At 72.3% G+C, this 24,925-nt stretch carries 24 protein-coding genes and 2 pseudogenes; 12 read left to right on the forward strand and 14 right to left on the reverse strand.

The annotated features are described in order from the left end of the window. Window positions 1–25 precede the first annotated feature (25 nt). Complete coding sequence (locus SRB17_RS28130; protein ID WP_153542886.1) at window positions 26–952, reverse strand: LysR family transcriptional regulator; 927 nt, start codon at window positions 950–952, stop codon at window positions 26–28. A gap of 142 nt (window positions 953–1,094) precedes the next feature. Here SRB17_RS28130 and mgrA point away from each other — a divergent pair, with 142 nt between their 5' ends. Beyond that, window positions 1,095–2,087 (forward strand): L-glyceraldehyde 3-phosphate reductase, encoded by a 993-nt coding sequence (gene mgrA, locus SRB17_RS28135; protein ID WP_153542887.1) that lies wholly within the window; start codon window positions 1,095–1,097, stop codon window positions 2,085–2,087. Here the strand turns inward: mgrA and SRB17_RS28140 are convergent. Continuing rightward, window positions 2,077–2,745 carry an SDR family NAD(P)-dependent oxidoreductase gene (locus SRB17_RS28140; RefSeq protein ID WP_228396347.1) on the reverse strand — a complete coding sequence of 223 codons (669 nt, stop codon included), beginning with the start codon at window positions 2,743–2,745 and terminating at the stop codon, window positions 2,077–2,079. The genes mgrA and SRB17_RS28140 overlap by 11 nt on opposite strands. Here SRB17_RS28140 and SRB17_RS48585 point away from each other — a divergent pair. Further along, window positions 2,744–3,593, forward strand: a pseudogene (locus SRB17_RS48585) (AraC family transcriptional regulator). The gene SRB17_RS28140 and the pseudogene SRB17_RS48585 overlap by 2 nt on opposite strands. Here SRB17_RS48585 and SRB17_RS28150 read toward each other — a convergent pair. Then, window positions 3,538–3,849: a DUF1905 domain-containing protein gene (locus SRB17_RS28150; RefSeq protein ID WP_153542888.1), complete on the reverse strand. Its 312-nt coding sequence runs from the start codon at window positions 3,847–3,849 to the stop codon at window positions 3,538–3,540. The pseudogene SRB17_RS48585 and the gene SRB17_RS28150 overlap by 56 nt on opposite strands. A 15-nt stretch (window positions 3,850–3,864) precedes the next feature. Next, window positions 3,865–4,266 carry a nuclear transport factor 2 family protein gene (locus SRB17_RS28155; RefSeq protein ID WP_153542889.1) on the reverse strand — a complete coding sequence of 134 codons (402 nt, stop codon included), beginning with the start codon at window positions 4,264–4,266 and terminating at the stop codon, window positions 3,865–3,867. 324 nt (window positions 4,267–4,590) lie between these two features. Here SRB17_RS28155 and SRB17_RS28160 point away from each other — a divergent pair, with 324 nt between their 5' ends. The 4 genes from SRB17_RS28160 (at window position 4,591) to SRB17_RS28175 (ending at window position 9,013) form a co-directional block, all read left to right on the forward strand. Continuing rightward, window positions 4,591–5,001 carry a hypothetical protein gene (locus SRB17_RS28160; protein WP_323376332.1) on the forward strand — a complete coding sequence of 137 codons (411 nt, stop codon included), beginning with the start codon at window positions 4,591–4,593 and terminating at the stop codon, window positions 4,999–5,001. A 69-nt stretch (window positions 5,002–5,070) separates the two neighbouring features. Further along, window positions 5,071–7,410, forward strand: coding sequence for an FHA domain-containing protein (locus SRB17_RS28165; protein ID WP_153542890.1), 2,340 nt, complete (start codon window positions 5,071–5,073; stop codon window positions 7,408–7,410). 38 nt (window positions 7,411–7,448) lie between these two features. Then, window positions 7,449–8,000, forward strand: coding sequence for a hypothetical protein (locus SRB17_RS28170; protein WP_153542891.1), 552 nt, complete (start codon window positions 7,449–7,451; stop codon window positions 7,998–8,000). Next, the gene (locus tag SRB17_RS28175) at window positions 8,000–9,013 is read left to right on the forward strand and encodes a serine/threonine-protein kinase (RefSeq protein ID WP_153542892.1); all 1,014 of its coding nucleotides are present in this window, start codon (window positions 8,000–8,002) and stop codon (window positions 9,011–9,013) included. The genes SRB17_RS28170 and SRB17_RS28175 overlap by 1 nt, the downstream gene beginning before the upstream one ends. A gap of 29 nt (window positions 9,014–9,042) precedes the next feature. On the opposite strand, the gene SRB17_RS28180 is transcribed toward SRB17_RS28175, so the two are convergent. After that, the gene (locus tag SRB17_RS28180) at window positions 9,043–10,311 is read right to left on the reverse strand and encodes a streptophobe family protein (protein WP_416237096.1); all 1,269 of its coding nucleotides are present in this window, start codon (window positions 10,309–10,311) and stop codon (window positions 9,043–9,045) included. Between the two features lie 187 nt (window positions 10,312–10,498). Between SRB17_RS28180 and SRB17_RS28185 the strand changes: the two are divergent. Both SRB17_RS28185 and SRB17_RS28190 read left to right on the forward strand, forming a co-directional pair. Further along, a pseudogene (locus tag SRB17_RS28185) lies at window positions 10,499–11,701 on the forward strand (DUF6777 domain-containing protein); the annotation flags it as partial. Window positions 11,702–12,118: 417 nt separating this feature from the next. Then, window positions 12,119–12,571, forward strand: coding sequence for an ATP-binding protein (locus SRB17_RS28190; RefSeq protein WP_153542894.1), 453 nt, complete (start codon window positions 12,119–12,121; stop codon window positions 12,569–12,571). A 37-nt stretch (window positions 12,572–12,608) separates the two neighbouring features. Here the strand turns inward: SRB17_RS28190 and SRB17_RS28195 are convergent, their stop codons facing one another. Further along, a complete protein-coding gene (locus tag SRB17_RS28195; RefSeq protein ID WP_153543051.1) occupies window positions 12,609–13,502 on the reverse strand; it encodes an RNA polymerase sigma factor SigF in 894 nt (297 codons plus the stop codon). Window positions 13,503–13,783: 281 nt separating this feature from the next. Between SRB17_RS28195 and SRB17_RS28200 the strand changes: the two genes are divergently transcribed. Next, window positions 13,784–14,179 carry a helix-turn-helix domain-containing protein gene (locus SRB17_RS28200; RefSeq protein WP_153543052.1) on the forward strand — a complete coding sequence of 132 codons (396 nt, stop codon included), beginning with the start codon at window positions 13,784–13,786 and terminating at the stop codon, window positions 14,177–14,179. Between the two features lie 14 nt (window positions 14,180–14,193). Here the strand turns inward: SRB17_RS28200 and SRB17_RS28205 are convergent, their stop codons facing one another. Then, window positions 14,194–15,393, reverse strand: a complete 1,200-nt coding sequence (locus SRB17_RS28205; RefSeq protein ID WP_153542895.1) for an epoxide hydrolase family protein — start codon at window positions 15,391–15,393, stop codon at window positions 14,194–14,196. A 121-nt stretch (window positions 15,394–15,514) separates the two neighbouring features. Here SRB17_RS28205 and SRB17_RS28210 point away from each other — a divergent pair, with 121 nt between their 5' ends. Beyond that, window positions 15,515–15,997 carry a VOC family protein gene (locus SRB17_RS28210; protein ID WP_153542896.1) on the forward strand — a complete coding sequence of 161 codons (483 nt, stop codon included), beginning with the start codon at window positions 15,515–15,517 and terminating at the stop codon, window positions 15,995–15,997. Between the two features lie 25 nt (window positions 15,998–16,022). Here SRB17_RS28210 and SRB17_RS28215 read toward each other — a convergent pair whose 3' ends face one another. The 5 genes from SRB17_RS28215 to SRB17_RS28235 all read right to left on the reverse strand — a co-directional run bounded on the left by SRB17_RS28215 (window position 16,023) and on the right by SRB17_RS28235 (window position 21,813). Continuing rightward, window positions 16,023–16,898: an aminoglycoside phosphotransferase family protein gene (locus tag SRB17_RS28215; protein ID WP_153543053.1), complete on the reverse strand. Its 876-nt coding sequence runs from the start codon at window positions 16,896–16,898 to the stop codon at window positions 16,023–16,025. A 96-nt stretch (window positions 16,899–16,994) separates the two neighbouring features. Next, window positions 16,995–17,873, reverse strand: a complete 879-nt coding sequence (locus SRB17_RS28220; protein WP_153542897.1) for a geranyl diphosphate 2-C-methyltransferase — start codon at window positions 17,871–17,873, stop codon at window positions 16,995–16,997. Between the two features lie 67 nt (window positions 17,874–17,940). Next, complete coding sequence (locus SRB17_RS28225; RefSeq protein WP_153542898.1) at window positions 17,941–19,011, reverse strand: family 2 encapsulin nanocompartment cargo protein terpene cyclase; 1,071 nt, start codon at window positions 19,009–19,011, stop codon at window positions 17,941–17,943. Beyond that, window positions 19,008–20,453 carry a family 2B encapsulin nanocompartment shell protein gene (locus tag SRB17_RS28230; RefSeq protein WP_323376334.1) on the reverse strand — a complete coding sequence of 482 codons (1,446 nt, stop codon included), beginning with the start codon at window positions 20,451–20,453 and terminating at the stop codon, window positions 19,008–19,010. Before SRB17_RS28230 ends, SRB17_RS28225 begins: the two co-directional genes overlap by 4 nt. A 352-nt stretch (window positions 20,454–20,805) precedes the next feature. Next, window positions 20,806–21,813, reverse strand: coding sequence for a zinc-binding alcohol dehydrogenase family protein (locus SRB17_RS28235; RefSeq protein WP_194294170.1), 1,008 nt, complete (start codon window positions 21,811–21,813; stop codon window positions 20,806–20,808). A 174-nt stretch (window positions 21,814–21,987) separates the two neighbouring features. Between SRB17_RS28235 and SRB17_RS28240 the strand changes: the two genes are divergently transcribed. Both SRB17_RS28240 and SRB17_RS28245 read left to right on the forward strand, forming a co-directional pair. Continuing rightward, the gene (locus SRB17_RS28240) at window positions 21,988–22,782 is read left to right on the forward strand and encodes a VOC family protein (protein WP_153542901.1); all 795 of its coding nucleotides are present in this window, start codon (window positions 21,988–21,990) and stop codon (window positions 22,780–22,782) included. A 33-nt stretch (window positions 22,783–22,815) separates the two neighbouring features. Beyond that, entirely contained in the window at window positions 22,816–23,511 is a 696-nt protein-coding gene (locus SRB17_RS28245) for a ribonuclease H family protein (protein WP_153542902.1), read from the forward strand. Window positions 23,512–23,525: 14 nt separating this feature from the next. Here SRB17_RS28245 and melC2 read toward each other — a convergent pair whose 3' ends face one another. Together melC2 and melC1 are read right to left on the reverse strand one after the other, a co-directional pair. After that, on the reverse strand, window positions 23,526–24,347 hold the full coding sequence (gene melC2, locus SRB17_RS28250; RefSeq protein ID WP_153542903.1) for a tyrosinase MelC2: 822 nt from the start codon (window positions 24,345–24,347) through the stop codon (window positions 23,526–23,528). 35 nt (window positions 24,348–24,382) lie between these two features. Further along, a complete protein-coding gene (gene melC1, locus SRB17_RS28255; protein WP_153542904.1) occupies window positions 24,383–24,775 on the reverse strand; it encodes an apotyrosinase chaperone MelC1 in 393 nt (130 codons plus the stop codon). Between the last annotated feature and the right edge of the window lie 150 nt (window positions 24,776–24,925).

Here is a 24,925-nt window from a genome sequence, read left to right on the forward strand (position 1 = left end):
AGTCTCGTGTGGCGGGCGGCCGTAATCAGGAGGTCTGGGCCCCCTCCTGGGGTGGTGCCAGGCCCCCTGTCCCGCCGGCGGTGTCCAGGAGGGAGACGAGGGCCCGGGCGGCGGGACTGGTGGCACGGTCCGGCGGCAGCAGCGCCACGGTCTGGTACTCGCTCTCGCCCGTGCCCTTCAGCGGCAGCGCCGTGAGCGAGGGCCGCTTGTGCCGGAAGTGCCGGGGTACGACGGCGATCCCGAGGTTCTCGTCCACCAGGTCCAGCAGGCTGTGCACGTCGTTGACCTCCAGCGCGACCATGCGCCGGACACCGGCCGCGGCGAACGCGGCGTCGGTGGTGCGGCGCGGGCCCCAGTCCGGATGGAAGTCCACGAAGACCTCACCGGCCAGATCGTCCGGGGCCAGCACCGCGCCCGCCGAGGCCAGCCGGTGGCCGGGATGGCACAGCACGGTCATCGGCTCGCTCGTCAGCGCCACCGAACGCAGCTGGTCGCTGTCCGCCCGGGTGCGGTAGGCGAAGGCGAGGTCGAGCCGGCCGGCCGCCACCTCCTCGGCCAGCGCGCCCGAACCGGCCTGCCGCAGCCGGATCTCCACGTCCGGATGCCGGCCCCGGAACGCGGCCAGCATCCGCGCCACATGCACCCCCGCGATGCACTGCTCGGTGCCCAGCGCCAGCGTGCCGCGCAGCACGCCCTGCACCGCCGCGACCGCCTCGTGCGCCGCGCGGACCTGTGCGAGGATCCGTTCGGCCTCCACCAGCAGGGCCCGCCCCGCCTCGGTGAGCGTCACCCGTCTGGTGGTGCGCACGAACAGCGGCGCCCGCAGCTCCCGCTCCAGCGCCCGGATGGACGCCGACAACCCTGACTGGGACACCATCAGGCGTTCGGCGGCCCGGGTGAAATGCTGGTCCTCGGCGACGGCGACGAAGTGCTGGAGATGGCGCAGTTCCATGATTGAGAAGCCTAGCCGCACAATTCCATCGGATTCTTCTGTTGGACCGCTGCCCGCCGGCCGGGAAAGAGTGGAAGCGGTCTCCGGGAGCCGCAGCCTCCCGGAGCCGGGAACACCGTGTGCCAACCCCTCTGGAGTCGCGTTGTACACCGCACACCCCGACCGTTACGACGACATGCCCTACCGGCGCACCGGACGCAGCGGACTGAAGCTCCCCGCGCTGTCCCTCGGCCTGTGGCACAACTTCGGCCCGGACCGGCCCGTCGAGACCCAGCGGGCCATCCTGCGTCGCGCCTTCGACCTGGGCGTCACCCACTTCGACCTCGCCAACAACTACGGCCCGCCGCCCGGCGCCGCCGAGTCCGCGCTCGGCGAGGCCCTGAAGGCCGACTTCGGGCGGTACCGCGACGAGCTGGTCATCTCCACCAAGGCCGGCTACCTCATGTGGCCCGGCCCGTACGGCGAATGGGGCTCGCGCAAGTACCTGCTGTCCTCGCTCGACCAGAGCCTTGCCCGCATGGGCCTGGACCACGTCGACATCTTCTATTCGCACCGCCCCGACCCGGAGACTCCGCTGGAGGAGACGATGGGCGCCCTGCACGCGGCGGTGCAGCAGGGCAAGGCGCTGTACGTCGGCGTCTCCAACTACTCGGCGGAGCAGACCCGCGAGGCCGCCCGGATCCTCGCCGACCTGGGCACCCCGCTGCTCATCCACCAGCCGCGCTACTCGATGCTCGACCGGCGCCCCGAGGACGAGGGGCTGCTGGACGCCCTGGAGGAACTCCAGGTCGGGTCCATCGTCTACTCCCCGCTGGAGCAGGGCCTGCTCACCGGCCGCTACCTCGACGGCATCCCCGAGGACTCGCGGGCCGCGAGCGACAGCCCCTTCCTGAACTCGGACGCGGTCACCGAGGACCTCGTGGCCCGCCTGCGCGCCCTCGACGAGATCGCCAAGTCCCGCGGCCAGACCCTGGCCCAGCTGGCCCTGGCCTGGGTGCTGCGCGGCGGCCGGGTCACCTCGGCGCTGGTTGGCGCGAGCAGCCCGCAGCAGCTCGAGGACAGTGTCGGCACCATCCGCAACCTGGACTTCGCGGACGAGGAACTGGCGCGGATCGACGCGATCGTCAAGCCGTGAGCCGCTCGCTGACCTCCCAGAGGCGGGCTGCCGCCTCTGGGTCGACGGCGTACGGCAGCACGCCGGGCAGTCCCGGCTCCGCCCGCCACTCGGCCTCGCTCTCCGGGGGCACCACGGGGCTGATGTCGCAGTTCTCGCAGTAGACACCGCCCAGCCCGTCGAGCCGCGGGCTGGTGGCGCACCACACGCCGGTCGCCGCTCCCTGCTGGACGGTCTTGAGCTGCCGGGCGGGGTCCCGCACCAGTCGGCCTTCCTCGTCGACGGCGCCGGCCGCCCGGAGCGTCTCCTCGCAGATGTGCCTGGCCAGACCGGTGTCGACGATCGTGCCGGGGTGCACGGAGAAGGCCCGCACGCCCTCCGCGCGACCCCGCCGGTCCAGTTCCACCGCGAACAGCGCGTTGGCCGTCTTCGACTGTCCGTAGGCGAGGAACGGGTCGTAGGCCCGGTGCTCGAAGTGCGGGTCGTCGAAGCGGACCGGAGAGAAGCGGATGGCCCGCGAGGACACCGCGACCACGCGCGCCCCACGGGCCGTCACCAGAGCGGGCCAGAGCCGGGTCACCAGCCGGAAGTGCCCGAGGTGGTTCGTGGCGAACTGCCCCTCGTGGCCGCGCGCGTCCCGCCGGAGCGGAGTCGCCATGATCCCGGCGCTGTTCATCATGTCCGCCGATCCTCTCTCCGACGCCCTCGCCGTCGCGGATGCGCGCGGGGTGTTCTCCGGCGGCTTCACGGCCGGCGGGCGCTGGGCGATCCGACTGCGGGGGCGCGACAAGCTGAAGGTGAGGGCGACGTCATCGTCTCCGACGGGCGGCGGCCGTACGTGCTGTGCAGCGAGGCGGGGCTCACGCCCGTAGAACCGGCCCAGGTGGCCGTGGACCCGCGCACCGGGATGGGGGCGCTCGGCGGGGGAGCGGAGGTGGTGTGCGTCTCCGGGCACATCGACCTCAGCCGGGACCGCGGGGACCTGCTGCGCCGGGCCCTGCCCGAGCTGATCCACGTGCGCTCCGCCGCGGCCGAGGCGCCCGTGCTGCGCTGGCTCACCGCCCAGCTGATGCAGGAGATGGCCGGCGGCCGGGCCGGGTCCGCCTTCTCCTCGGACCACCTCGCCCAGTTGATGTTCGTGCAGGTGCTGCGGGCCTGCCTCTACATGCCGACGGACTGCCGGCCGGCTGGCTGCGGGCGCTGGCGGACGAGCGGCTGGCGCCCGCCCTGCGCCTGATGCACGCCGATCCGGCCCACCCCTGGCAGCTGGAGGAGCTGGCGCGCGCCGCCGCGATGTCCCGGACCACCTTCGCCGTGCGTTTCCGGCAGGCCGCGGGCGTGCCGCCGCTGACCTATCTGCAGAACTGGCGCATGAGCCTGGCCGCCCGAGCCCTGAGACAGGACGCGGTGCCGGTGGCCGAACTGGCCCGCTCGGTCGGCTACAGCTCCGAGAGCGCCTTCAGCAACGCCTTCAAGCGCACGGTCGGCGTCGCGCCGCGCCGCTACCGGGAGTCGGTCGTCGGCTGAGCCGTTCCGCCGGGCGTACGGTCACGGTGTCGCCCTCCCGCTTGCCGATCGCCTTCCGGATCCCGGCCTTCACGGGGAGCTTGTGCCGGCCGTCGCCCAGCGCCAGGAACGAACTCCGGAACGGGTGGCCGTCGACCGACCCGCGGACCTCGACCAGGCCGCGGGTGCCGAGGAACGCGGCCGAGCGCGGCCGGACCACATACGTCCGGCCGCCGCCCTGCCGGCTCTGCTGCCGGCCCGCCGCGGTGCAACTCATCGCGGCCAGGCGGTGTCAGGCACCGGCCGGCACCCGGTCCAGAAAGCCCAGCACCTGCCGGATACGGCCCTCGTCGTCCAGCGTGACGACGTCGAACCCGGCGACCGGCGCCGATCCTGGCCCAGAGGGGTCACCCCCAGCCTCGTTCACCAGCTCCCAGCCGAAGCGCGCGGTGTCGTGGTGTCCGTCCACCGCGCCGAGCGGACGGAAGACGAACCCGGGGAACTGCTCGTGCACCGCCGCGATCACGGCCGCGATGCCCTCGTGGCCGCGGACTTCGGCGAGGGGGTCGGTGTAGCCGCCGTCGGCGGTCCAGGCGGCGGCGACCGCCTTCTTCAGCGCCTCCGGTCCGGTCGCGTTCCAGGCCTCGAAGTAACGGGCGGCGGCGCTCTCGTAACGGTCGGTGTTCACGGACATGGTGAATCGGCCTCCTTCGAGGTCGTGACTGCTGGTGGCTGCCGGTCAGAGCCGGATCCGGGGCTTCGCCGATCCGGTGTGACCACCATGCCGGAGCACCGAGAGGCGGGTCGATTACCTGCCGGGTCATGCCCGGGGTGCGGACGCGCCGGTGTGTTCCGGCCAGAACGGGCGGTGAATATGCCAGGAGACTGGCCGGAAAGTCATGGTGACTGTGTTTCGGGAGTGGCGATACTCGAACATCAGGGGCACTTCACCGCACAGCAGCCGCACGGAGAGCGAGGCCGAGCCGGCGCGACCAGCGAGGCGACGGGGGAGTGAGACGTGCACGACGAGTTCCTGTGCCATGTCACGGCGTACGGCATGTGCGACGGCCGGCGCATCGGGGTACCGCTCGGCACCTATCGCGCACCCACGCTGGCCCTGGCCCTGTGGTGGCTGCGCGACCGCGCGTCCTGGATCGCCGAGCGCCTGGACCCTAGCCCGGAGGACCCTGCCTACCCGGCGGGCGCGCTGGTGCCGGTCGCGGACACGGTGGCCGACGTGCCCGCCCTGCTGCGCGCCTGGTGCGCCGACGACGTCCGGCAGGAGCTGGTGGCCGACGAGCTGGCGGGCGGACGGCTGGTACGGATCGCCGTCGGAGACGACACCACCGAGTACGAACTGCTCGCCGAGTCCGTCGACGCGCTGCGCATGCAGCGCACCCTGCCGGCGCTCGTCGTACCCGTCGCCTGACACGAGTCCGCCGCCGGTGCCACCTCCGACTCCGAGCGCACATATGGACGAATCGGTAGAATTCTGGCCATGGCGGAGCGGCCGATCGCCCCGACGGCGCCGGAACTCGTCCTGGAGACCGACATGGGCTCCACGGTCATGAGCCCGGGCCGCGACTACCACGTCGGACGCGACCCGTTGAGCGACATCGTCCTCGACGATGCCCGGGTCTCGTGGCACCACGCCGTGCTGCGCTGCGACCACGACCGCTGGACCCTGACGGACCAGCACAGCACCAACGGCACCTACGCCGACGGCCGCAGGATCGACGCCTGGGGTGTGCGTCCCGGCAGCGTGATCCGCTTCGGCAACCCCACCGACGGCCCCCGCGCGGTCCCGGCCGGCGCCCCACAGCCGGCCCCCGACCGCCCCTCCTCCGTGTCCCTGCCGCTGCTGACCGGCACCTTCCGCCGGCCGAGCAGTGTCCGCCCGCTGCCCGTGCGCTCGGTGCGCATCGGCCGCGCCGCCGACAACGACCTGGTGGTGAACGACCTCGTCGTCTCCCGCCGCCACGCCGAGCTGCGCGCCCACCCCGACGGCACGTACGAGATCGTCGACCTCGGCAGCCACAACGGCACCTACCTCAACGGCCGGCCCGTCACCCGCGCGCCCCTGGGCCCCGGCGACATCGTCGGCATCGGCCACTCCGCCTTCTGCCTGGTCGGCGACGAACTCCAGGAGTACGTCGACACCGGCGAGATCTCCCTCGACGTCCAGGACCTCACCGTCGCCGTGGACGGCGGGCGCAAGGTGCTGCTCGACCACGTGTCCTTCCCGGTGGGCGAGAAGTGCCTGCTCGCGGTGGTCGGACCGAGCGGCGCCGGCAAGTCCACGCTGCTCAACGCCCTGACCGGGCAGCGGCCCGCCGACCGCGGCACCGTCCTGTACGACGGCCGCGACCTCTACCGCGACTACGCCGAACTGCGCCAGCGCATCGGCCTGGTCCCGCAGGACGACATCCTGCACCCCCAGCTCACCGTGCGCGCCGCCCTCACCTACGCCGCCGAACTGCGCTTCCCCGAGGACACCGCCGCGGCCGAGCGGCGGGCCCGGGTGGACGAGGTGATCCGGGAACTCGGCCTCGAACGGCGCGCCGGCCAGCTTGTGCACAGCCTCTCCGGCGGGCAGCGCAAGCGGGTCAGCGTGGCCCTGGAGCTGCTCACCAAACCCTCGCTGCTCTTCCTGGACGAGCCGACCTCCGGCCTCGATCCCGGCATGGACCGCTCGGTGATGAACATGCTGCGCGGCCTCGCCGACGACGGACGTACCGTCGTCGTGGTCACCCACAGCGTCCTCAGCCTCGGCGTCTGCGACCGCCTCCTGGTGCTCGCCCCCGGCGGCAAGGTCGCCTACTACGGGGCGCCCGACGACGCCCTCGCCTTCTTCGGCTTCGAACAGTGGCCGGAGGCCTTCGAGGCCTTCGACCGCGACCCGGAACGCGACTGGGCCAGGGAGTACCGCGAGTCGCCGTTCCACCGGCACTACGTCTCCGAGGCCTCCACCCAGCCGCACCACCCGGGCCCGGCCCCCGTCGCCCCGGCGCCGCCGCCCCGCCCCCGCGGCTGGGGCGCCCAACTCGGAACCCTGGTGCGCCGTTACGCCGCAGTCCTCAGCTCCGACCGCACCTTCCTGGCTGTCATGATCGCCCTGCCGTTCGTGATGGGCGCCATGGCCCGCGCCCTGGCCGGCGGCCGGCTGGCCCGGGACACGGCGATGAACGCGCTGCTCATCCTGTGCGTCGGCGCCGTGCTGACCGGCGCCGCCAACGCGGTGCGCGAACTCGTCAAGGAACGCGTCGTGTATCAGCGCGAACGCGCCGTCGGGCTGCCCCGTTCGGCCTATCTGATGTCCAAGATCGTGGTGCTCGGCACGATCAGCGTCGTCCAGGCCGTCGTCCTCACCCTGGTCGCCCTCCTCGGCGTCGACCTGAACACCCCCGGCGGCCGCGGCGTCCTGCTGCCGCCGCTCGTCGAGATCACCCTGGCCACCGCCCTGCTCGCGTTCACCGCGATGATGCTCGGCCTGCTGATCTCCGCGCTGGTGCGCAAGGAGGAGGTGACGATGCCGCTGCTGGTGCTGCTCGCCATCGTCCAGGTCGTCTTCTGCGGTGCGCTCCTCCCGCTCAACGGCGTGCCCGGCCTGGAGCAGCTGTCCTGGCTCGTGCCCTCCCGATGGGCGCTCGGCGCCATGGCCGGCACGGTCGGGCTGTCCCGCATCGTCCCGGGCAAGCTGACCACCGACCCCCTCTTCCGGCACTCGACGGGCGTCTGGCTGCTCGATCTGGCCATGCTGGTGGTGCTCTCCGTCCTCTACGGGCTCGTGGTCGCCGGGCTGCTGCGCCGGCACGAGCCCGCCGTGATGCGGAAGTAGGCGAACGCGATGGCACACACGCGGAAGCAGGCGCCCCGATGAGCAGAGCGGCCAGTCCCGGATTCCGGCCCACCCACGTCGTGCCGCGGCGCGGCATGCCCGCCTGGGAGTCTCCCGACCCGGCCCGGCCCACCGTGCCCCTCGACCCGCTGCTGCCGGTCGAGCTCGTGGAGCGGCGCGGCGACTGGGGGTACATCCGCTGTGCCAACGGCTGGGCCGCCTGGGTCGACGGCCGTCGGCTCGTCGCCGTACCCGAGGACCCGCCCGCCGCCGACGGCCCGGCCGGCACCGCCGATCCGCGGCCCCTGCTGGCGCGCGCCGGACAGACCCTCGACGACTACCGGACCGCGGTGGAGGAACTGGCCGCCGGCACCCTGGACGGCGAGGACTTCGAGGACCGTACCCGGGGCCTCAGGATCGGCATCGTCGTCGACGGGGAGTCCATGTGGGTGTACGACCCGGAGGAGTGCCGCTGGGTGTACGGCGACGGGCGGCGGCTCACCACCTACGCCACCGACCGGGAGGTCACCGGCGAGGACGCCGCCGGACACGCCCCGACCCGGCTGGCCGCGCCCGAAGGTGAGCGCTGATGGCGCGCGAGACCAGCCTGTTCTCCGGCCGGCCTTCGGAACTGATCGGCCGGCGGATCGCGGGCTACCTCATCGAGGGCGAGATCGGCCGCGGCGGCATGGCCGTCGTCTACCGCGCCCGCGACCTGCGCCTGGACCGCACGGTCGCGCTCAAGCTGCTCGCCCCCGAACTCGCCCGCAACGACACCTTCCGCAAGCGTTTCACCCATGAGTCCCAGGTGGCCGCGGCGATCGACCACCCGCACATCGTGCCGGTCTTCGAGGCCGGCGAGACCGACGGGGTGCTCTACATCGCCATGCGGTACGTCTCCGGCAGCGACCTGCGCCGCCTGCTCGACCTGCACGGACCGCTGCCGCTGCCCGATGCGGTGCGGATCGCCGCGCAGGTGGCGTCCGCCCTCGACGCCGCCCACGAGCACGGCCTGGTGCACCGGGACGTCAAGCCCGGCAACATCCTGGTCGCCGAGGGCATCGACACCGACCACCCCGAGCACGTCTACCTCACCGACTTCGGGCTCACCAAGAAGTCGCTGTCCCTGACCGGCTTCACGAGCGTCGGCCAGTTCGTCGGCACCCTCGACTACGTGGCCCCCGAGCAGATCTCCGGCCGCCCGGTCGACGGCCGTTGCGACGTCTACGGCCTGGCCTGCGTCGTCTACGAGAGCCTCGCCGGCCGGCCCCCCTTCCTGCGGGACGACGACATGGCGCTGCTCTGGGCCCACCAGTACGACGACCCGCCCCCGCCGAGCGAGGCCCGCCACGGCCTCGACCCCGCGGTGGACCCGGTCTTCGCCAAGGCCCTGGCCAAGAGCCCCGACGCCCGCTACGACACCTGCCTCGCCTTCGTCGCCGCCCTGCGCGCCGCCACGGAGACCGGCTCCGCGCCGGCCGACGTCCGCCCGGCGGAGGGACCGGACACGGAGACGGACCACACGGTGAGCGGACCTCCGTGCCCTCCGCACTGGGCGGACCCGGTGTACCGGGCGGAGGCAACAGCGCGGAACACCGCCTGACCACCCGTGTGCGCGGGGCCGACGCGGTTCTAGGGCCCGCTCACCTCGCCCCGCCGGTGCACCCGCCGCGCCAGCAGGCCGCCCAGGAACCCGGCGACCAGTCCCCACAGCGCGCCCAGGCCCACCGCCTGCCACAGCTGAGGTCTGAGGAACAGATCCCCGGACAGCCCGCCGCCCAGGTTGCCGATGCCGAGCAGGGAGAGTCCGTAGTGCGCCGAGATGCGGCCCGTCAGACAGATCATCAGCACCGTCAGTGCCAGCGCCACCGCCAGGTGGACGGCGTGCTGCCACAACCGGATCCGGGCCGGTGAGTGCGCTGCCATACGGAAGGCCACGGCCAGCAGCAGGATCGCGTCCACGGCCACCAGCCACCACCACCGGCCGTCGTGGTCGGTGAGTGAGCCGAGGTTCAGCGCGGAGACGTCCGGGGTGCGCAGGATCGCGTCCAGGACGTGCGGCACCGGCAGGCCGAACGGGCCGTGCACGCGGCCGTTCCAGGTCGCTCCCAGGCCGATGGTGAGGGCCAGCCAGGCCAGATTGGGCAGGCCGAGCAGGATCAGTGCGAAGGTCGCCGGGGCGTGCCCGCGGGTGGCCGCCGTGATCAGTGCGATGACCAGGCCGACGACGACGTACGCGAGGAGCAGCACCACCATGGCGTGCGCCGCCGGGCGCACCGACTCCTGGAAGCGCAGCACCCGTCCCGGCAACGGCGCCCCGCGCGCGACCAGCAGCGCCAGCAGCAGCACCCCGGCCAGCCACAGCAGGCCGAACAGCACCGTCAGCGGCACGTCCGCGCGGAAGCCGACCCGGGGCGCGACGTCGAACAGGCCGGTCAGGTCGCTGAGGGTGCCGCTGCCCACGTCGACGGCGAAGGTCTGCCGGGCGCCCAGGGCCAGGCCGATCAGCACGAGCAGCCACAGCACGGCGATCCGGGCCGCCCACCCCGCCAGCTCACCGGCCGAGGCGACCGCCCGGTGCCGCAGCGGACGCAGAAAGCCCCCGCCGATCGCCAGCGCGCCGACCAGCGTCACCGACAGCGGGATCACGGTGACTCCGGCCCGGGTCTGCGCCAGCACGCCCGCGTTGCCGGAGAGTTCCACACTGCCGCCGACCGCCGTGACCAGGGTCGCGGCCACCACCCGCGGGAACGCGCCGTCCGGCAGGTCACCCGCTCCGGCCGCCCACAGTCCCAGCCCGGCCACCAGCACCATGACGGCCAGCCCGGTCAGCACCGCGGTCACGGCCTGCGCCCAGCCATGACGGGCGGCGGGCCGCGGGGAGACGGTCGGACTGCTCACGCTTGACACGCTAGGCAGCGGCCGGGCACGCCGCCCGCCGGGTGGGCCGTTCGCGTCGGCTTGCGCGCCTCACCCTGCGCCACACAATGGGATCAAAGTGCAGCCAAATGCATCAAATTTGGTTTGACTGAGAAAAAGCCGCGTATCGCACCGCGCATCGCGACGATCGCGACGGGAAGAAGTGCTCGTGAGCGCCGAACCTCCGTCCTCCGGCCGCCCGACCGGGCCGCCCTCCGGCCCGCTGTCGGGCTCCTCCGGGCCCCCGTCCGGACCACCGCCCTCCCAACCGCCGAGTGGTGGTGGCGGCGGAGCCAAGGGACCCCAGGGGCCGTGGTGGAAGTCCGTGCCGCGGGTGGCAGCACTCACCGCCGCCGTCGTCGCCGCCGTGGCCCTCGCGGTGGTGTTCACCCGTCCGGGCGGAGGATCCTCCGCCAAGGGCGGCGAGGTCTTCCTGCAGTCCGCGAACAGCAGCGGCCAGGACCCGTTCACGGAATCCACCGCGAAGCAGAGTTCCGCCCCGCCGCCGCCCTCCGCCTCCGCCGCGCCCTCCGGTACGACCAACGCGGTGCAGGGAGTCGAGGGCGGAGCGCCCGGCCTGTACGGCGGCACCAACCGCACTCCGGCCTGCGACGTCGAGAAGCAGATCACGTTCTTCCAGGCCGACCGGGGCAAGGAGAAGGCCTTTGCCTCCGTGGCCGGCGTCCAGCCCTCCGGTGTGCCCGCCTACCTGCGCTCGCTGACCCCGGTTCAGCTGCGCGTCGACACCCGGGTCACCAACCACGGCTACCGCAACGGGACTGCCACCACCTACCAGTCGGTTCTCCAGGCGGGCACCGCGGTGCTGGTGGACAGCCACGGCGTCCCCCGCGTGCGCTGCGCCTGCGGCAACCCGCTGACCCCGCCGGTCGCCCAGAAGAGCACGCCGAAGCTGGTGGGCACCCGCTGGTCGTCGTACCGGCCCTCGAACGTGGTCGTGGTGACGCCCGCGCCGACCGTCGTCAACGACTTCGTGCTCTACGACGGCCACCACAAGGACTGGATCCACCGTCAGCGCGGTGACCAGTACGGCCGGCACGACCAGCACGCCCAGCCGCCCAAGCTCCCGCACCCTTGGAACCCGCCCAGGCCCCCCTCTCCGTCGTGCCCGCCCGGCTCCAAGCACTGCCCGTCCACACCCGGCAAGCCGAGCCCGTCGACGTCGTCCTCGTCGAGCTCCTCGCCGTCCCCGTCGAAGCCCTCCTCGTCCTCCTCACCCTCCTCTTCCTCCTCTTCCCCTTCTTCGTCCTCGCCGTCGTCGAGTGCGTCCCCGTCGTCCTCGTCGTCGTCCTCGGCCCCGTCGTCGTCCGGTTCGGCGTCCTCGTCCTCGCCCTCTTCTTCGCCGTCCTCACCGTCCGAGTCGAAGTCGTCGGCCTCCAAGTCGTCGGCGTCGCAGTCGTCCGAGTCGAAGTCGTCGTCGGCCGAGTCGTCCTCCGGCGGGCCGGCGTCGCCGTCCGCGGGCCCTCCGTCGGTCCGGACCTCGAGCGAGAGGTCGTCGGGGCAGCAGCCGACCGGCTCCGCTCCGCCGCCCTCGGAGAGCTCGACTCCGGGCCCGGCGACCCAAGGGACGCCGGGCGAGTCGGCGATCACGCCCACCGCGCAGCAGCCGCAGGGCTCGCCCTCGGCGTGAGCGGTCGAGGGGCTCCGGCCGGCGTGACCATCGCCACGGTGCGCGTCGGGTGACCGCCCCGGGGGACTGCCGAGCCCGGCAGGGGGTACGAGCACAGGTGCAACAAGCGACCGGCCGGGCCGGTCTTTCCGGGAGAGGCGCATGACCAAGCACCTGGGCGGGGCAGTGATACCGACCGGTTTCGACGTACCCGTGGAGCCGCTGTGGCGCGCGGCGCACTACACCGGCGAACCCGGCTGCATCGCCGAGGCGCGCACGTTCGCCTCCCGGTTCCTGGAGCAGCTGTGCACCGAGTGGTGCGCCGAGGCCGACCGCCGCACCTTCGGTGAGCTGCTCCTGGTCGTGACCGAACTCGTCACCAACGCCGACCGTCACAGCAACGGCCCGTACATCCTGGAACTGGAAGGCACGGACAGCGCCGTCACGGTGCGCGTCTACGACAGCAGCTCCGCCCTGCCCCGCCGCTTCCCCAAGGACCCCGAACGCGTCGGACGGCACGGCATGGAGATCGTGTACGCCCTGGCCTCGGAGGTCACCGCGGAGCACGTGCCCGTGGGCAAGCGGGTGTGCGTCCGCTTCGACCTGAACCGCTGATCGGACCTGAACCGCCGAACCGTCTTCAGGGGTCGCCTCAGACGCGGTCGAGTTCGCCGAGCATCCCCTGGCGCAGCCGGGTGATGATCCGCTTGATCAGCCGGGACACATGCATCTGGGAGCAGCCGAGTCGTTCCCCGATCTCGGCCTGGGTGGCCTCCTCGACGAACCGCAGATGGATGATCTGCCGGTCCCGCTCGCTCAGTTCCGCCATCAGTGGGGCGAGCGCCTGGAAGTCCTCGACGAGCCGCAGCCCCTCCTCCTCCACGCCGATGAAGTCGGCGAGCACCGCCTCGCCGTCCTCCGGCCCGTCGCCGGTGAGCGCGGCATCCAGGGAGGCGGAGTTGTACCCGTTGGAGGCGAGCTGGGCCTCGACCACCTCGGTCACGGAGATGTTCATCAGGGTCGCCAGCTCGGCCACCGTGGGGTCCCGGTCCAGCCGGCTGGACAGTTCCTCGCGCGCCTTGGCCAGCTCCACCCGCAGCTCCTGGAGCCGGCGCGGCACGTGCACCGCCCATGTGGTGTCCCGGAAGAACCGCTTGATCTCGCCGACGATGTACGGCAGCGCGAAGGAGGTGAACTCCACCTCGCGGGCCAGCTCGAACCGGTCGATGGCCTTGATCATGCCGATCATGCCGGTCTGGACGATGTCCTCCATGTCGTCGCCGCGGCCCCGGAACCGTCCGGCCGCGAACCGCACCAGCGACATGTTCATCTCGATGAGGGTGTTGCGCGCGTACTGGTACTCGTGCGTGCCCTCCTCCAGTTCGGCCAGCCGGCGGAAGAACTGGCGGGACAGCTCCCGCGCGTCACGTGGTGCGACAGCCGCCGGGTTCGCGATGCCGGGCACCGATACCGACCCCTCGCCCGTCCTGTCCTGCTCGGTCCTCTCGGTGACCTCTGCCTGCGACCGGATCCCGGCGGTGTTCATTACCTCTCCCACGGTGGTCATGGTTCTGTGTCCTGCCCCGGCGGCCTCTGCGTGCCCCTTCCCTGCCGTTTGTCCGCTTTACCCATAACCCGGCGTTTCATGCGCACCGGTGGGTGGCGCTCACCGGGCGAGTACCCCCCGTCACGCGGCGCATGCATGCGCGGATGCCGGATCGGGGAAGTGTCCGGCGCCCGCCGGGAGGCCCGGTTTCCCTCAGGGCGCAATGCCGGGCCCTTGTCCCACGGCTTCCGGCTCCTAGGCTGACCGGGGTGAGCAACCAGATGAGCAGTCAGCTGAGCGACGACGCCCGAGTGATCCCCCTGCGACCGGTACCCGCCCGACCGGCGAAGCCCGGGCCCGCGCCCGCGGGGGACAAGGAGCCGCTGTGGCGCGATCTGGTCGGCGAGGTGCTGCGCCGTGAGCGACGGGCACAGGACCGCACCCTCCAGGACGTGGCCGACGCGGCCAGTATCTCGCTGCCCTACCTGTCCGAGATCGAGCGCGGTCGCAAGGAGGCCTCCTCGGAGGTCCTCGCGGCCGCGGCACACGCCCTCGGCCTGGGCCTCGGCGACCTGCTCTCCCTGGCGCACGGCGAGCTGACCCGACGCTCCGGCGTGCAGCACCGGCCGGCAGCCACGCCGCACCGCCCGTACGGCGGCCTCTGTCTGGCCGCCTGACCCGTCGGGCAGGCTCACGTCTCGCGGAGCTGCCGGAAGAACGCCCGGACGTCGTCGATCAGCAGGTCCGGCTCCTCCAGGGCGGCGAAGTGGCCGCCCCGGTCGAACTCCGTCCAGCGCACGAGGTTCTCGGTCCGCTCCGCCTTGTGCCGCAGTGGGGTCTGGGGGTCGGCCGGGAAGACGGCCACCGCGGTCGGCGCCGTCGACGGCTCGGCCGGCTGCCCCGCCCGGTCGCCGCTGAGGTGGGCCCGCTCGTAGTAGATGCGGGCGGACGAGGCGGCCGTACCGGTCAGCCAGTACAGCATCACGTTGGTCAGCAGCCGGTCCCGGTCCACCGCCTCCTCCGGCAGCTCCTCGCAGTCCGTCCACTCCCGGAACTTCTCGACGATCCAGGCGAGTTGACCGACGGGCGAGTCCGTCAGGGCGTAGCCGAGGGTGTGCGGCCGGGTGGACTGCAGGCCCGCGTACCCGGCGCCGTCGCGCAGCCACGTGTCCCACCTGCGCCAGGACCGCAGCGTCCGCTCCCGCTCCTCGGGATCGAGTGCCGCCAGCTCCTCCTCGGTCGGCTCGGTGGCCGCCTGCGCCCCCGGCAGCAGATTGAGGTGGACGCCGATCACCCGCTCCGGACGGACACGGCCCAGCTCGCGCGAGATCGCCGCGCCCCAGTCGCCGCCCTGCAGCCCGAATCGCTCGTAGCCGAGCCGCCGCATCAGCTCCGCCCAGGCGTCGGCCACCCGGCGCGCCTCCCAGCCCCGCTCGGTGGTGGGCCCGGACAGCCCGAAGCCGGGAATGCTCGGCACCACGACGTGGAAGGCGTCCGCCGCGTCACCGCCGTGTGCCACGGGGTCGGTGAGCGGGCCGACCACGTCCAGGAACTCCACGATCGAGCCCGGCCACCCATGGGTGATCACCAGCGGCGTGGCGTTCGGCTCCGGGGAGCGGACGTGGGCGAAGTGGACCTCGGTTCCGTCGATCGTGGTCGTGAACTGCGGCCACCGGTTCAGCTCGGCCTCGGCGGCGCGCCAGTCGTACGCGTGCCGCCAGTACCGGACCAGCTCCCGCAGGTACCCGGCCGGGACGCCGTACTCCCAGTCGGCTCCCGGCAGCTCGGCCGGCCAGCGGGTGCGGTCGAGCCGGTCGTACAGGTCGTCGAGGTCGCTCTGCGGGACCGACAGCCGGAAGGGTTCGATGGGCGCGGCGGGTGTGGAGGTCATGATCGGGATGCTAGGCGGGGCGCCGTTCCCCCGCCCGGATTATTCGGCGGGCCGGCCGATGAGTTTCCCGGCGAGGATCGGTCCACCCTCACGACCGCGTTCCCCCGCCCAGGAGGTACTCATGACCACCGACGGATTCCTCACGTGTCTCTGGTTCGACGGCCAGGCGGAGGAGGCCGCCGCGTTCTACGTGTCGGTCTTCAAGAACTCCAGCATCGGCCGGATCAGCCACTACACCGATGAGGGGCCCGGCCGGACCGGCTCCGTGCTGACCGTGGAGTTCACGGCCAACGGCCACAAGTTCGTCGCGCTCAACGGCGGCCCCCAGTTCACGTTCAACGAGGCCGTCTCCTTCCAGATCCTGTGCGCCGACCAGGACGAGATCGACTACTACTGGACCAAGCTCACCGAGAACGGCGGCGAGGGCGGACCCTGCGGCTGGCTCAAGGACAGGTACGGCCTCTCCTGGCAGGTCGTCTACGACCGGCTGCCCGAGATCCTCCACGACCCCGACCAGGAGAAGGTCGCCCGCACGATGAAGGCCATGCTGGCCATGGGCAAGCTGGACGTCGCCGCGCTGGACAAGGCGTACGCGGGCGAGTGACGGACCTCCGTGCCCACCCTCACCCTCACCCGGCCTCGGCGAGGATCTCGGTGATCACGTGCCGGGAGTTCTCCGCCAGGGCCGGGTTGGTGTTCCAGTAGTACGGCAGCTGGATCAGCGAGATCGACAGCGCCCAGCCCCGCCCGCGCGCCCACTCCGCGTCGTCGGCGCCGACGGCCTTGCGGAAGGTGTCCCGGGCGGACGCGGGCAGCAGGTTCCAGGCCACGATCAGATCCACGGCGGGGTCGCCCACCCCCGCACAGCCGAAGTCGATGACCGCGCTCAGCCGATCCTCGTCCACCAGCACGTTCCCGGGAGAGAGGTCCCCGTGGGCCCACACCGGCGGCCCGGCGTGCCCCGCGGCGCGCAGCGACTCCTCCCACAGGGCGGTGACCGCGCCGGTGTCGACCCGTCCGCCCAGTTCGGCGAGGGCCGTGCGGGTGGGCTCGTCCCGGTCGCGCAGCGGGCCGCCCCGGTATCCGCGCGGCCCGTCCTGCGGGTCGATGCGGCGCAGCGCGCGCACGAACGCCCCGAGGTCCTCGGCGAGCCGCTCCGGGTCCCGTACGGCACCGGCCACCGGGTTGTGCCCCTGCAGCCAGCGGCAGACGGACCAGGGCCACGGGCAACCCTCGTCCGGCTCGCCGAAGCCCACCGGCTCGGGCACGGCGACCGGCAGCAGCGGCCCGAGCCGGGGCAGCCAGCGCTGCTCCAGCGTCACGCCCGGTACGGCGCCGGGCCGCCTGGGCAGCCGTACCAGCAGGTCGGTGCCCAGCCGGAACATGGCGTTCTCGGTCCCGGAGGACGCGAGCCGGCGTACCGGCAGTGCGGCCCACTGCGGGAACCGGCGGGCGATCAGGCGCTGGACCAGCGGGGCGTCGAGATCGACCTCGTCCGCGTGCATCTTCGGCATCGCCGGCGGAGTCCGGCTGTCATCGGCATTCATCGGGGCCCATGACAGCGCCTCGGCGCCCTCGCTGTCGACACGATTTCCCCGGACTCAGACCCGGTCGGCCGCGATCAGCAGGTACTGGAAGCTGCCGTTGCGATAGGCGTCCAGGAACGTGTCCTCGATGCCCGTGACCAGATGGTCGGCCTCCCTGCGCAGTTCCCAGTAGGGGATCGTGGCCTCGGTCAGGTCCTCGACGTGCACCGGCACCAGGCGGTTGCGGGCCATCGCCCTGAAGTACTCCGAGCGCGGGTGGATGTCGCAGATGTAGTGGGCGTTGATGAGCGACACCTCGCGCGAGGCCTGCCCGTAGGTGTCGTTGTAGCAGCCGGTGATCACCACGTAGCGTCCGCCGCGGCGCAGCAGCCGGGCGTGCTCGGCGAACAGCAGGTCCAGCTCGACGTACATGGTGGACTCGTTGTTCCACGAGGCCGCGTACGCGCCGGTCTCGAAGCCGGTGTCGAGCATGTTGCGGTGGTGGTAGCGCACCTTGTCGTCGATGCCCCGGGCGCGGGCCTGCTCGTTCGCGAACTCGGCCTGTTTGGCGGAGATGGTGACGCCGTCGGCGTGGCAGCCGTGGCGCAGATGGGCCACGACACTGCCGCCGCCCCGGCCGCAGCCGGCGTCGAAGACCCGGTCGGCGGGGGTCAGCGGGCCGAGGTGCGAGGCGAGCAGCTCGGCCTGGGCGTGTTCCAGGCGGTGCAGTTCGGCGGTGACGAGGTCCCGGCGCCGCTCCGGATCGGGCTCGTCGAGCACCGAACGGTCGGCCGCTCCGATCCCGTAGTGATGGTGGTACAGGTCGTCGATCCTGCCGAGTTCGAGGTTGACCGGGTTCTCCTCGGCGTTCCAGTAGTCCGCGACCCGGCTCTGGTAGGTGGACTGGGTGGGGACTTGAGCGGGCGTGGTCCGGGCGACGGGGGCGGTGGTCAAAGGTGGCTCCTCGTGGTGCATGTGACGGCGTTCGTGGTGCATGTGACGGTGTTTCGGAAGGGGGCGGTCACCAGTAGTCGGGCAGGTGGTAGCGGTGGGTGTTGGTGGCGTGCCACTCGTGGTTGCCGGACACCCAGGCGGCGAGCCCCCGGGCGTAGCGCTCCACCAGCGGCGAGGTGGCCGACAGCAGGGCCGACTCCTCCTCGAAGGCCGCCATGATCCGGTTGTGGATCTCGACGGACTTCAGATAGGCCGCCTTCAGACCGCGCCGCTCGTCGGCGGCGACGACCTGCGGCAGGTTCAGATGGTCGGGGTCGCTGGCCAGTTCCTTGGTGAAGGAGTACAGGTCGTTGACGATCGTGGTGGCGTTGCAGGCGAGGGCGGTGATCCGCTGGATCTCGGGGCGGGCGTAGACCTGCTCGGGCAGTTCGTAGCCGTCCACGGCGTCCACGATGGACAGACAGGGGCGGAAATTGTTGAACTGCCGCATCACCAGGTACTCCCAGACCCGCGGCCTGTACCGGGTCTCCGCCCACGCGGCCTCCGCGAGGTACCCCAGGTGCAGCCGGGCGATGTCGTGCACGAACCGGTCGGTCTGGCTGGGCGTGGCGAAGCCGGCGAAGTCCTCCAGGGCGAAGTGGTACGACCGCAGCGGACCGTCGGCACGCACGCCCTCGCGCCACTCCTCCTCCAGCTCCGGGACGCCGTGGTAGGGGTCGAGCGACGACTGGGCCATGATCAGCCTGCCGCCGAGGCCGCGGCGCGCCCCGCCCCGGCCCTCGTCCTCCTCGCAGTAGCAGGAGTCGACGATGTTCTCGGCGAGCAGCAGCTTCCCGGCAGCCGTCAGGCGGTCCAGGTCCAGCGCGCCGGGATGCTGCAGGACGACGGCCCGGCCGAACTGGAAACCGGAGAAGTCCCCCTTCCAGGCCTCCGGGAACAGATCCAGGCCACGGGCCCAGGTCTCCAGGCGGCGGTCCACCTCGGCGGCCCTCACCGGGTCGGCGGGCACGGCGGGTTGGTGGTGCAGTCCGGGGATCGCCCCGGTGCGGCGGGGTCTGCGCAGGCTCGCGGCGATGTCGGGCGGCCCCGGCAGCGTGTAGGCGGGAGCGGGCGTGTTCGTGTTCTGCTCGGATGTCATTCGGGGAACCGGCCGATCTGGACGTTCTCCAGGATCCCGGCCGCGTCGGGCACGAGGATCGCGAGCGAGTAGTAGGCGGTCACGAGGTAGCTGAGGATCGCGGCCGAGTCGATGCCCATGAACCGGACGTTCAGCCCCGGCTGGAACTCCTCGGGGATGCCGGTCTGGTAAAGACCGATCACGCCCTGGTCGGCCTCGCCGGTGCGCAGCGCGATGATGCTGGTGGTGTGGTCGTCGCTGATCGGGATCTTGCTGCACGGAAAGATCGGCACCCCGCGCCACGCCGGCACCTCGTGGCCGTCGACGCTCGCGGTGCCGGGCACCAGACCGCGCCGGTTGCACTGTCGGAAGAACGCCGCGATCGCCTTGGGATGGGCCAGGAACACCTTGGTCTTGCGCCGCATCGACAGCAGCTCGTCCAGGTCGTCCGGCACCGGCGGGCCGGTGAAGGTGCTGATCCGCTGGCCGTAGTCGACGTTGTGCAGCAGCCCGAACTCCCGGTTGTTGACCAGCTCCCACTCCTGGCGCTCGCGGATCTCCTCGACCGTCAGCCGGAGCTGCTGCTGGGTCTGGTCCATCGGGTGGTTGTAGAGGTCGGCGACCCGGGTGTGCACCCGCAGCACGGTCTGGGTGAGGGACAACTCGTATTCGCGCGGGGCGAGTTCGTAGTCCACGAAGCCGCCGGGCAGCGTGGGCTCGCCGACATGGCCGGCCTGCACCGGCACCTCGGCCTCGCCCCTGCGGTTCATGGGCTTGTTCTGCCGCTCGACATAGGCCTGGAGATGCGCGGCGAGGGAGGGGACGCGCTCGGTGAGCTCCTGCACGACGGCCCAGGGCAGCGCGAGCACCACTCCGGCCGTCTCGGCCCGCACCGAGGTCAGCCACAGCGGGTCGGACTGCCCGACCGCCTCGTCGCCCATCTGGTCGCCGTCGGTGACGACCCCGGTGATCTCCTCCTCGCCGTACTTGCCGGCGGTGTAGCGGGTGAACCGGCCGTGGACGACCAGATAGGCCTCCGTCACGGGCTGGCCGGCCTCGAACAGCACCTGCCCGGCGCGCACCTCCCGGGGCTGGAAGCGGCCGGCGACGTCCCGCAGCACCTCGACGTCGGGATAGCCGCGCAGGATCGGCAGCTCGGTCAGAGTCTCCGGGATGACCCGGATGTCGTCGGCACCGTTCTGCTCGAAGTGCACCCGGCCGCGGCCCGTGCGCAGTGTCAGGCGGCGGTTGACCCGGTAGGCGCCACCCTTGACGTCCACCCACGGCAGGGTCTTCAGCAGCCATCGCGAGGTGATGGCCTGCATCTGCGGTTCGGACTTGTGGGTCGTCGTGAGCTGGCGTGCCGCCCGGGTGCTCAGGCTGGTGAGCTGCCCGTCGGCCGCCGGGTCGGGGGCGGGTTCGTCGACGGCGGGACCGGTGGCGCTGTCCGGTGTGGTGGTCACATTCCCTCCAGCGGAGCTGCGTGCGAACAGGGGTGGCCGGATCGATGGGTGGTGAGCGTGGTGATCCAGCACCCGGGCCAAGCCAAACAGTCCTGCTGAGCAGCCCGATACAGCGTGAAGGGGGCGGATCATGACACTCAGGGGTGTAAACCTGCTGATCGGGGCACGACCGGCAAACAGCGTGCCCGGGCGCCGGTGTGGTGCGCCGTGGGCGCTCAGCACAGGCCATGGACCGGGCTCGGGCAGGCCGCCGACCGGGTCTGGGCACGCCGTCGACTGGGGCTCCGGCCGGGCCGTGGAGCAGGGTTCAGGGCGGGCCGTGGACCGGGCTGGGCGGGCTGTCGACCGGGGCTCAGGACAGGTCGTCGACCAGGACGGCCGCGCCGTCGAACCGGCCCGCCTTGAGATCGCCGAGCGCCCGAGGGGCTTGCGACAGCGGATAGGCGTGCGTGGTCGCGCGGACGCCGTGCCGGGCGGCCAGGGCGAGGAACTCCCGGCCGTCCGCCCGGGTGTTGGAGGTGACGCTGCGCAGCTCCTTCTCGTAGAACAGCTCCGTCGCGTAGTGCAGCGGTGGTACGTCGGTCAGGTGGATGCCGGCCAGGGCCAGCACCCCACCCCGGTCCAGGGCGCGCAGCGCCACCGGGACCAGCTCGCCGGCCGGGGCGAACAGGATCGCCGCGTCCAGCGGCTCCGGCGGCGCCTCGTGCAGGTCACGCGCCGAGGCGGCGCCCAGCTCCAGGGCCAGCCTGCGGGCGGCCGGCTCCCGGGTGATCACATGCACGGTGGCACCCTCGGCGAGCGCCACCTGCGCGCACAGATGGGCGCTGCCCCCGAAGCCGTACAGGCCGAGCCGCCCGCCCTTGGGCAGTCCGGTCCGCCGCAGCGCGCGGAACCCGATGATCCCCGCGCACAGCAGCGGCGCCGCCGCCACGTCGTCCAGGGCGCCGGGCAGCCGGTAGGCGAAGTCCGCCGGCACGGTCGTGTACGCCGCGTATCCGCCGTCGGCGTCCCAGCCGGTGTATTCCGAGCGGGGGCACAGGTTCTCGGCGCCCCGCGCGCAGTACGCGCACACCCCGTCGGTGCGCCGCAGCCAGGCCACGCCGACCCGGTCGCCCACCGCGAAGTCCCGCACCGTGGCCCCGGCCCCCACGACCTCGCCGACCACCTCGTGGCCGGGGGTCACCCCGGCCCGGTGCACCGGCAGATCGCCCTCGGCGACATGCAGATCGGTCCGGCACACCCCGCAGGCCCGCACCCGCACCAGCAGCTCGTCCGCTCCCGGCACCGGCACGGGCCGCTCCACCAGCCGCAGCGGATGCCCGTCGACCGGCCCCGGCCGCACCACCGACCACGCCCGCATCGTGCCCGTCGTCATCGCACCGTCGCCTCCACTCCCCGTTCCCCATTGTCCGGGCGGCTCCCCGGTTCGGCGCGCGGGCCGACGACGGGATGGCTAGCGTGAGCTTGGGGACGTAAGCCTCAGAGGCGGGGGGACCATCCCGTACGTGGACCGAGGACCAGGAGGGCCGCGAGCATGGCCGTGCAACCCGAGGGAACGCCCTGTTGGGCCGATGCGATGTTCAGCGACGTCGAGGGAGCCAAGCGGTTCTACGGTGACGTCCTGGGCTGGACCTTCGGCGAGTCGTCGTCGGAGTACGGCAACTACACACAGGCCTACGCGGACGGCAAGGCGGTGGCGGCCGTCGTTCCGCCCATGCCCGGCCAGGAGGGCCAGTCGCAGTGGTGCCTGTACTTCGCCTCGCCGGACGCCGCCGCCGCCGCGGAGAGGATCCGGGAGAACGGCGGCGAGGTGCTGATGGAGCCGATGCAGGTCGGGGACTTCGGCACGATGTGCCTGGCCCGCGAGCCCAGCGGGGCCGTCTTCGGGGTCTGGCAGGCCGGGACCCACGAGGGCTTCGAGGCGACGGCGACCCCGGGCGCCTACTGCTGGGCCGAGGTCTTCACCCGTGAGCCCGAGAAGGCCGACAGCTTCCTCTCCGCCGTCTTCCCCTACCGGATGAAGGACATCGTGGACGACGCGGTGGACTTCCGGATGTTCGACATCGGCGAGGAGGCCGTCCTCGGCCGGATGCGGATGACCGACGACTTCCCGCCCGAGGTGCCGTCGTACATCAACGTCTACTTCACCGTCGACGACTGCGACGAGGCCGTGGCGCGTGCCACCAAGCTCGGCGGCGTCCTCCGCTTCGGGCCGATGAGCAGCCCCTTCGGCCGGTTCGCGGCGCTGAGCGACCCGCAGGGCGCGAACTTCTCCGTGATCGACATCACGACCACGGAGGGCGAGATGCCCAAGGTCAAGGAGGCTTGACCCGGCCGCGACGGGGTGCGGTGCGGCCATGGCATGATCGTGCGTATGCGTGAACGTGTGGTGGCCGCGTGCGACGGGGCTTCGAAGGGAAACCCCGGACCGGCCGGATGGGCGTGGGTGATCTCGGACGGCGACGAGCGGACCGCCGCCCGCTGGGAGGCCGGCCCCCTCGGCCGGGCCACCAACAACGTCGCGGAACTCACCGCCCTGGAGCGGCTGCTCACGGCGGTCGAGGCGGACGTGCCGCTGGAGATCCGCATGGACTCCCAGTACGCGATGAAGGCCGTCACCACCTGGCTGCCCGGCTGGAAGCGCAACGGCTGGAAGACGGCGGCCGGCAAGCCCGTCGCCAACCAGGACCTGGTCGTCCGCATCGACGCGCTCCTCGACGGCCGCACGGTCGAGTTCCGCTACGTCCCGGCCCACCAGGTCGACGGCGACCCGCTGAACGACTTCGCCGACCGCGCCGCCAGCCAGGCCGCCTCCGTGCAGGAGGCGGCCGGCAGCGCGCTCGGCTCCCCGGAGCCGCCGCCCTCGCCCGACACCCCGAAGGCGGCCGCCGCGCGCGGGAAGGCGCCCCGCCGCACCGGCGGCGCGGCGTCCTCCCGCACCATCAAGGCGAAGTTCCCCGGCCGCTGCCTGTGCGGCCGCTCCTACGCGGCCGGCGAGTCCATCGCCAAGAACGCGCAGGGCTGGGGCCACCCGGAGTGCCGTACCGCCGAGGCCTGATCACACGTGGCCGATCAGCTGTCGAAGGTGTAGTACTTCGTGTGGTCCAGCAGGTCCGCCGGGCGCACGTCGTTCCACGGCTTCATCGTCTCGTTCAGATCGACGACGTCCGGCGTGCCGCCGGCCGGCACGTACCCCTCGCCCGGATGCCGCCGCCGCCACTCCGCCCAGAGCTTGTCGACGTAGGCGTGGTGGAGCCAGAACACCGGGTCGTTGGGGGAGACCCCGGTGGCCATCTGCCCGCCGACCCAGACATGGACCCGGTTGTGCAGATTGACCCCACGCCATCCCTCCAGGTTGTTGCGGAAGCCGTCCGAGGCGCTGTTGTACGGGGCCATGTCGTACGTCGGTATCGACAGCACCGACTCCACCTCCGCGCGCGTCGGCAGTTCGCGCACGGCCGTGCCGAGCGAGCGGCGCAGGAACGTACGGCCGTCGACGCGTATCGTCAGCGGCCAGTTGCCGGTGGACCCGGCGAACGGGCCGTCCATCACCCGGCCGTCCGTGCCGCGCCCGGTGCCGCCGAGGAAGTCCGGCGCCCACAGCGCGGCACGCACCGTACGGTCGGCGCTCCAGTCCCAGTACGGCAGCGCGACCGAGGCGTCCACCGACTGCAGCGCCTGCTCGAAGTCGAGCAGGAATCTGCGGTGCCAGGGCAGGAACGACGGTGAGCGGTGGCCGGTCCGCTCGCCGGTGTCGGTGTCCGACATGATGAACTCGTTGTGCGTGCGCACGAACTCGTCGTAGCGCCCGTTGCGCTTGAGTTCGAGGACGGCGGACACGAACCGCTTCTTCTCGTCGGCGGTCAGGGCGGCCTGGTTCTTGCGTACGGTCATGGTGCGCGATGCTCCGGAAGTCCTTGCGGGGGCGGTCAGTTGGTGGGGAAGGGCAGCAGCGGGGCGCCCTGCAGCTCGTCCACCGCGGCCCGGGCGGCGGCGCGCGGGCCGGCCACCGGGGCGTAGTGACTGACGACGCTGATCCAGCTCCCGTCGGCGTTGCGCATGACATGCAGCTGCACGCCGTCGACCAACACCTCGTAACCGCCGCCGTGTTCGTGGTGGTGACCGCCGGTGCCCGCCGTCGTGGGCCGGCCCTGTATCCGGCGGCCCTTGTAGACCTCGTCGAAGGTCTCCGGCATAGGCATGGGGTGGTCGTGGTCGTGGCCGGCGGCCGAGGCGACGGGTGCCACGAGAGCGGTCACGGCGGCCGTCGCGGCGAGGGCGGCCGTAGCGGTGAGTGCACGGCGCCGGGTCATGTCGGGCATACGGGTCCTCCTGGAGGGGGTTCCGGTGGTGACGGCGTATGCCTATCGGGGGCTCCCGGACGGGAGGAAATCGCCCGGAACCGGTTGGCCGCGATCCGGACAATTGGCTACATGTCGTACAGTGTTGAACCAGGGTGATCTTGCCGGGGC

This window comes from Streptomyces sp. RB17 (genome assembly GCF_009604455.1).
GTDB lineage: Bacteria > Actinomycetota > Actinomycetes > Streptomycetales > Streptomycetaceae > Streptomyces.

What these genes read in the sequence shown, in the direction of transcription:
- SRB17_RS28165 (WP_153542890.1), top strand. Translation starts at nt 5,071, where the DNA reads ATGGCGGAGCGGCCGATCGCCCCGACGGCGCCGGAACTCGTCCTGGAG.
- SRB17_RS28170 (WP_153542891.1), top strand. Translation starts at nt 7,449, where the DNA reads ATGAGCAGAGCGGCCAGTCCCGGATTCCGGCCCACCCACGTCGTGCCG.
- SRB17_RS28155 (WP_153542889.1), bottom strand. Translation starts at nt 4,266, where the DNA reads ATGTCCGTGAACACCGACCGTTACGAGAGCGCCGCCGCCCGTTACTTC.
- melC2 (WP_153542903.1), bottom strand. Translation starts at nt 24,347, where the DNA reads ATGACCGTACGCAAGAACCAGGCCGCCCTGACCGCCGACGAGAAGAAG.
- SRB17_RS28245 (WP_153542902.1), top strand. Translation starts at nt 22,816, where the DNA reads ATGATCGTGCGTATGCGTGAACGTGTGGTGGCCGCGTGCGACGGGGCT.
- SRB17_RS28240 (WP_153542901.1), top strand. Translation starts at nt 21,988, where the DNA reads ATGGCCGTGCAACCCGAGGGAACGCCCTGTTGGGCCGATGCGATGTTC.
- melC1 (WP_153542904.1), bottom strand. Translation starts at nt 24,775, where the DNA reads ATGCCCGACATGACCCGGCGCCGTGCACTCACCGCTACGGCCGCCCTC.
- SRB17_RS28225 (WP_153542898.1), bottom strand. Translation starts at nt 19,011, where the DNA reads ATGACATCCGAGCAGAACACGAACACGCCCGCTCCCGCCTACACGCTG.
- SRB17_RS28175 (WP_153542892.1), top strand. Translation starts at nt 8,000, where the DNA reads ATGGCGCGCGAGACCAGCCTGTTCTCCGGCCGGCCTTCGGAACTGATC.
- SRB17_RS28130 (WP_153542886.1), bottom strand. Translation starts at nt 952, where the DNA reads ATGGAACTGCGCCATCTCCAGCACTTCGTCGCCGTCGCCGAGGACCAG.
- SRB17_RS28200 (WP_153543052.1), top strand. Translation starts at nt 13,784, where the DNA reads ATGAGCAGTCAGCTGAGCGACGACGCCCGAGTGATCCCCCTGCGACCG.
- SRB17_RS28190 (WP_153542894.1), top strand. Translation starts at nt 12,119, where the DNA reads ATGACCAAGCACCTGGGCGGGGCAGTGATACCGACCGGTTTCGACGTA.
- SRB17_RS28195 (WP_153543051.1), bottom strand. Translation starts at nt 13,502, where the DNA reads ATGAACACCGCCGGGATCCGGTCGCAGGCAGAGGTCACCGAGAGGACC.
- SRB17_RS28150 (WP_153542888.1), bottom strand. Translation starts at nt 3,849, where the DNA reads ATGAGTTGCACCGCGGCGGGCCGGCAGCAGAGCCGGCAGGGCGGCGGC.
- SRB17_RS28140 (WP_228396347.1), bottom strand. Translation starts at nt 2,745, where the DNA reads ATGATGAACAGCGCCGGGATCATGGCGACTCCGCTCCGGCGGGACGCG.
- SRB17_RS28205 (WP_153542895.1), bottom strand. Translation starts at nt 15,393, where the DNA reads ATGACCTCCACACCCGCCGCGCCCATCGAACCCTTCCGGCTGTCGGTC.
- SRB17_RS28235 (WP_194294170.1), bottom strand. Translation starts at nt 21,813, where the DNA reads ATGCGGGCGTGGTCGGTGGTGCGGCCGGGGCCGGTCGACGGGCATCCG.
- SRB17_RS28210 (WP_153542896.1), top strand. Translation starts at nt 15,515, where the DNA reads ATGACCACCGACGGATTCCTCACGTGTCTCTGGTTCGACGGCCAGGCG.
- SRB17_RS28215 (WP_153543053.1), bottom strand. Translation starts at nt 16,898, where the DNA reads ATGCACGCGGACGAGGTCGATCTCGACGCCCCGCTGGTCCAGCGCCTG.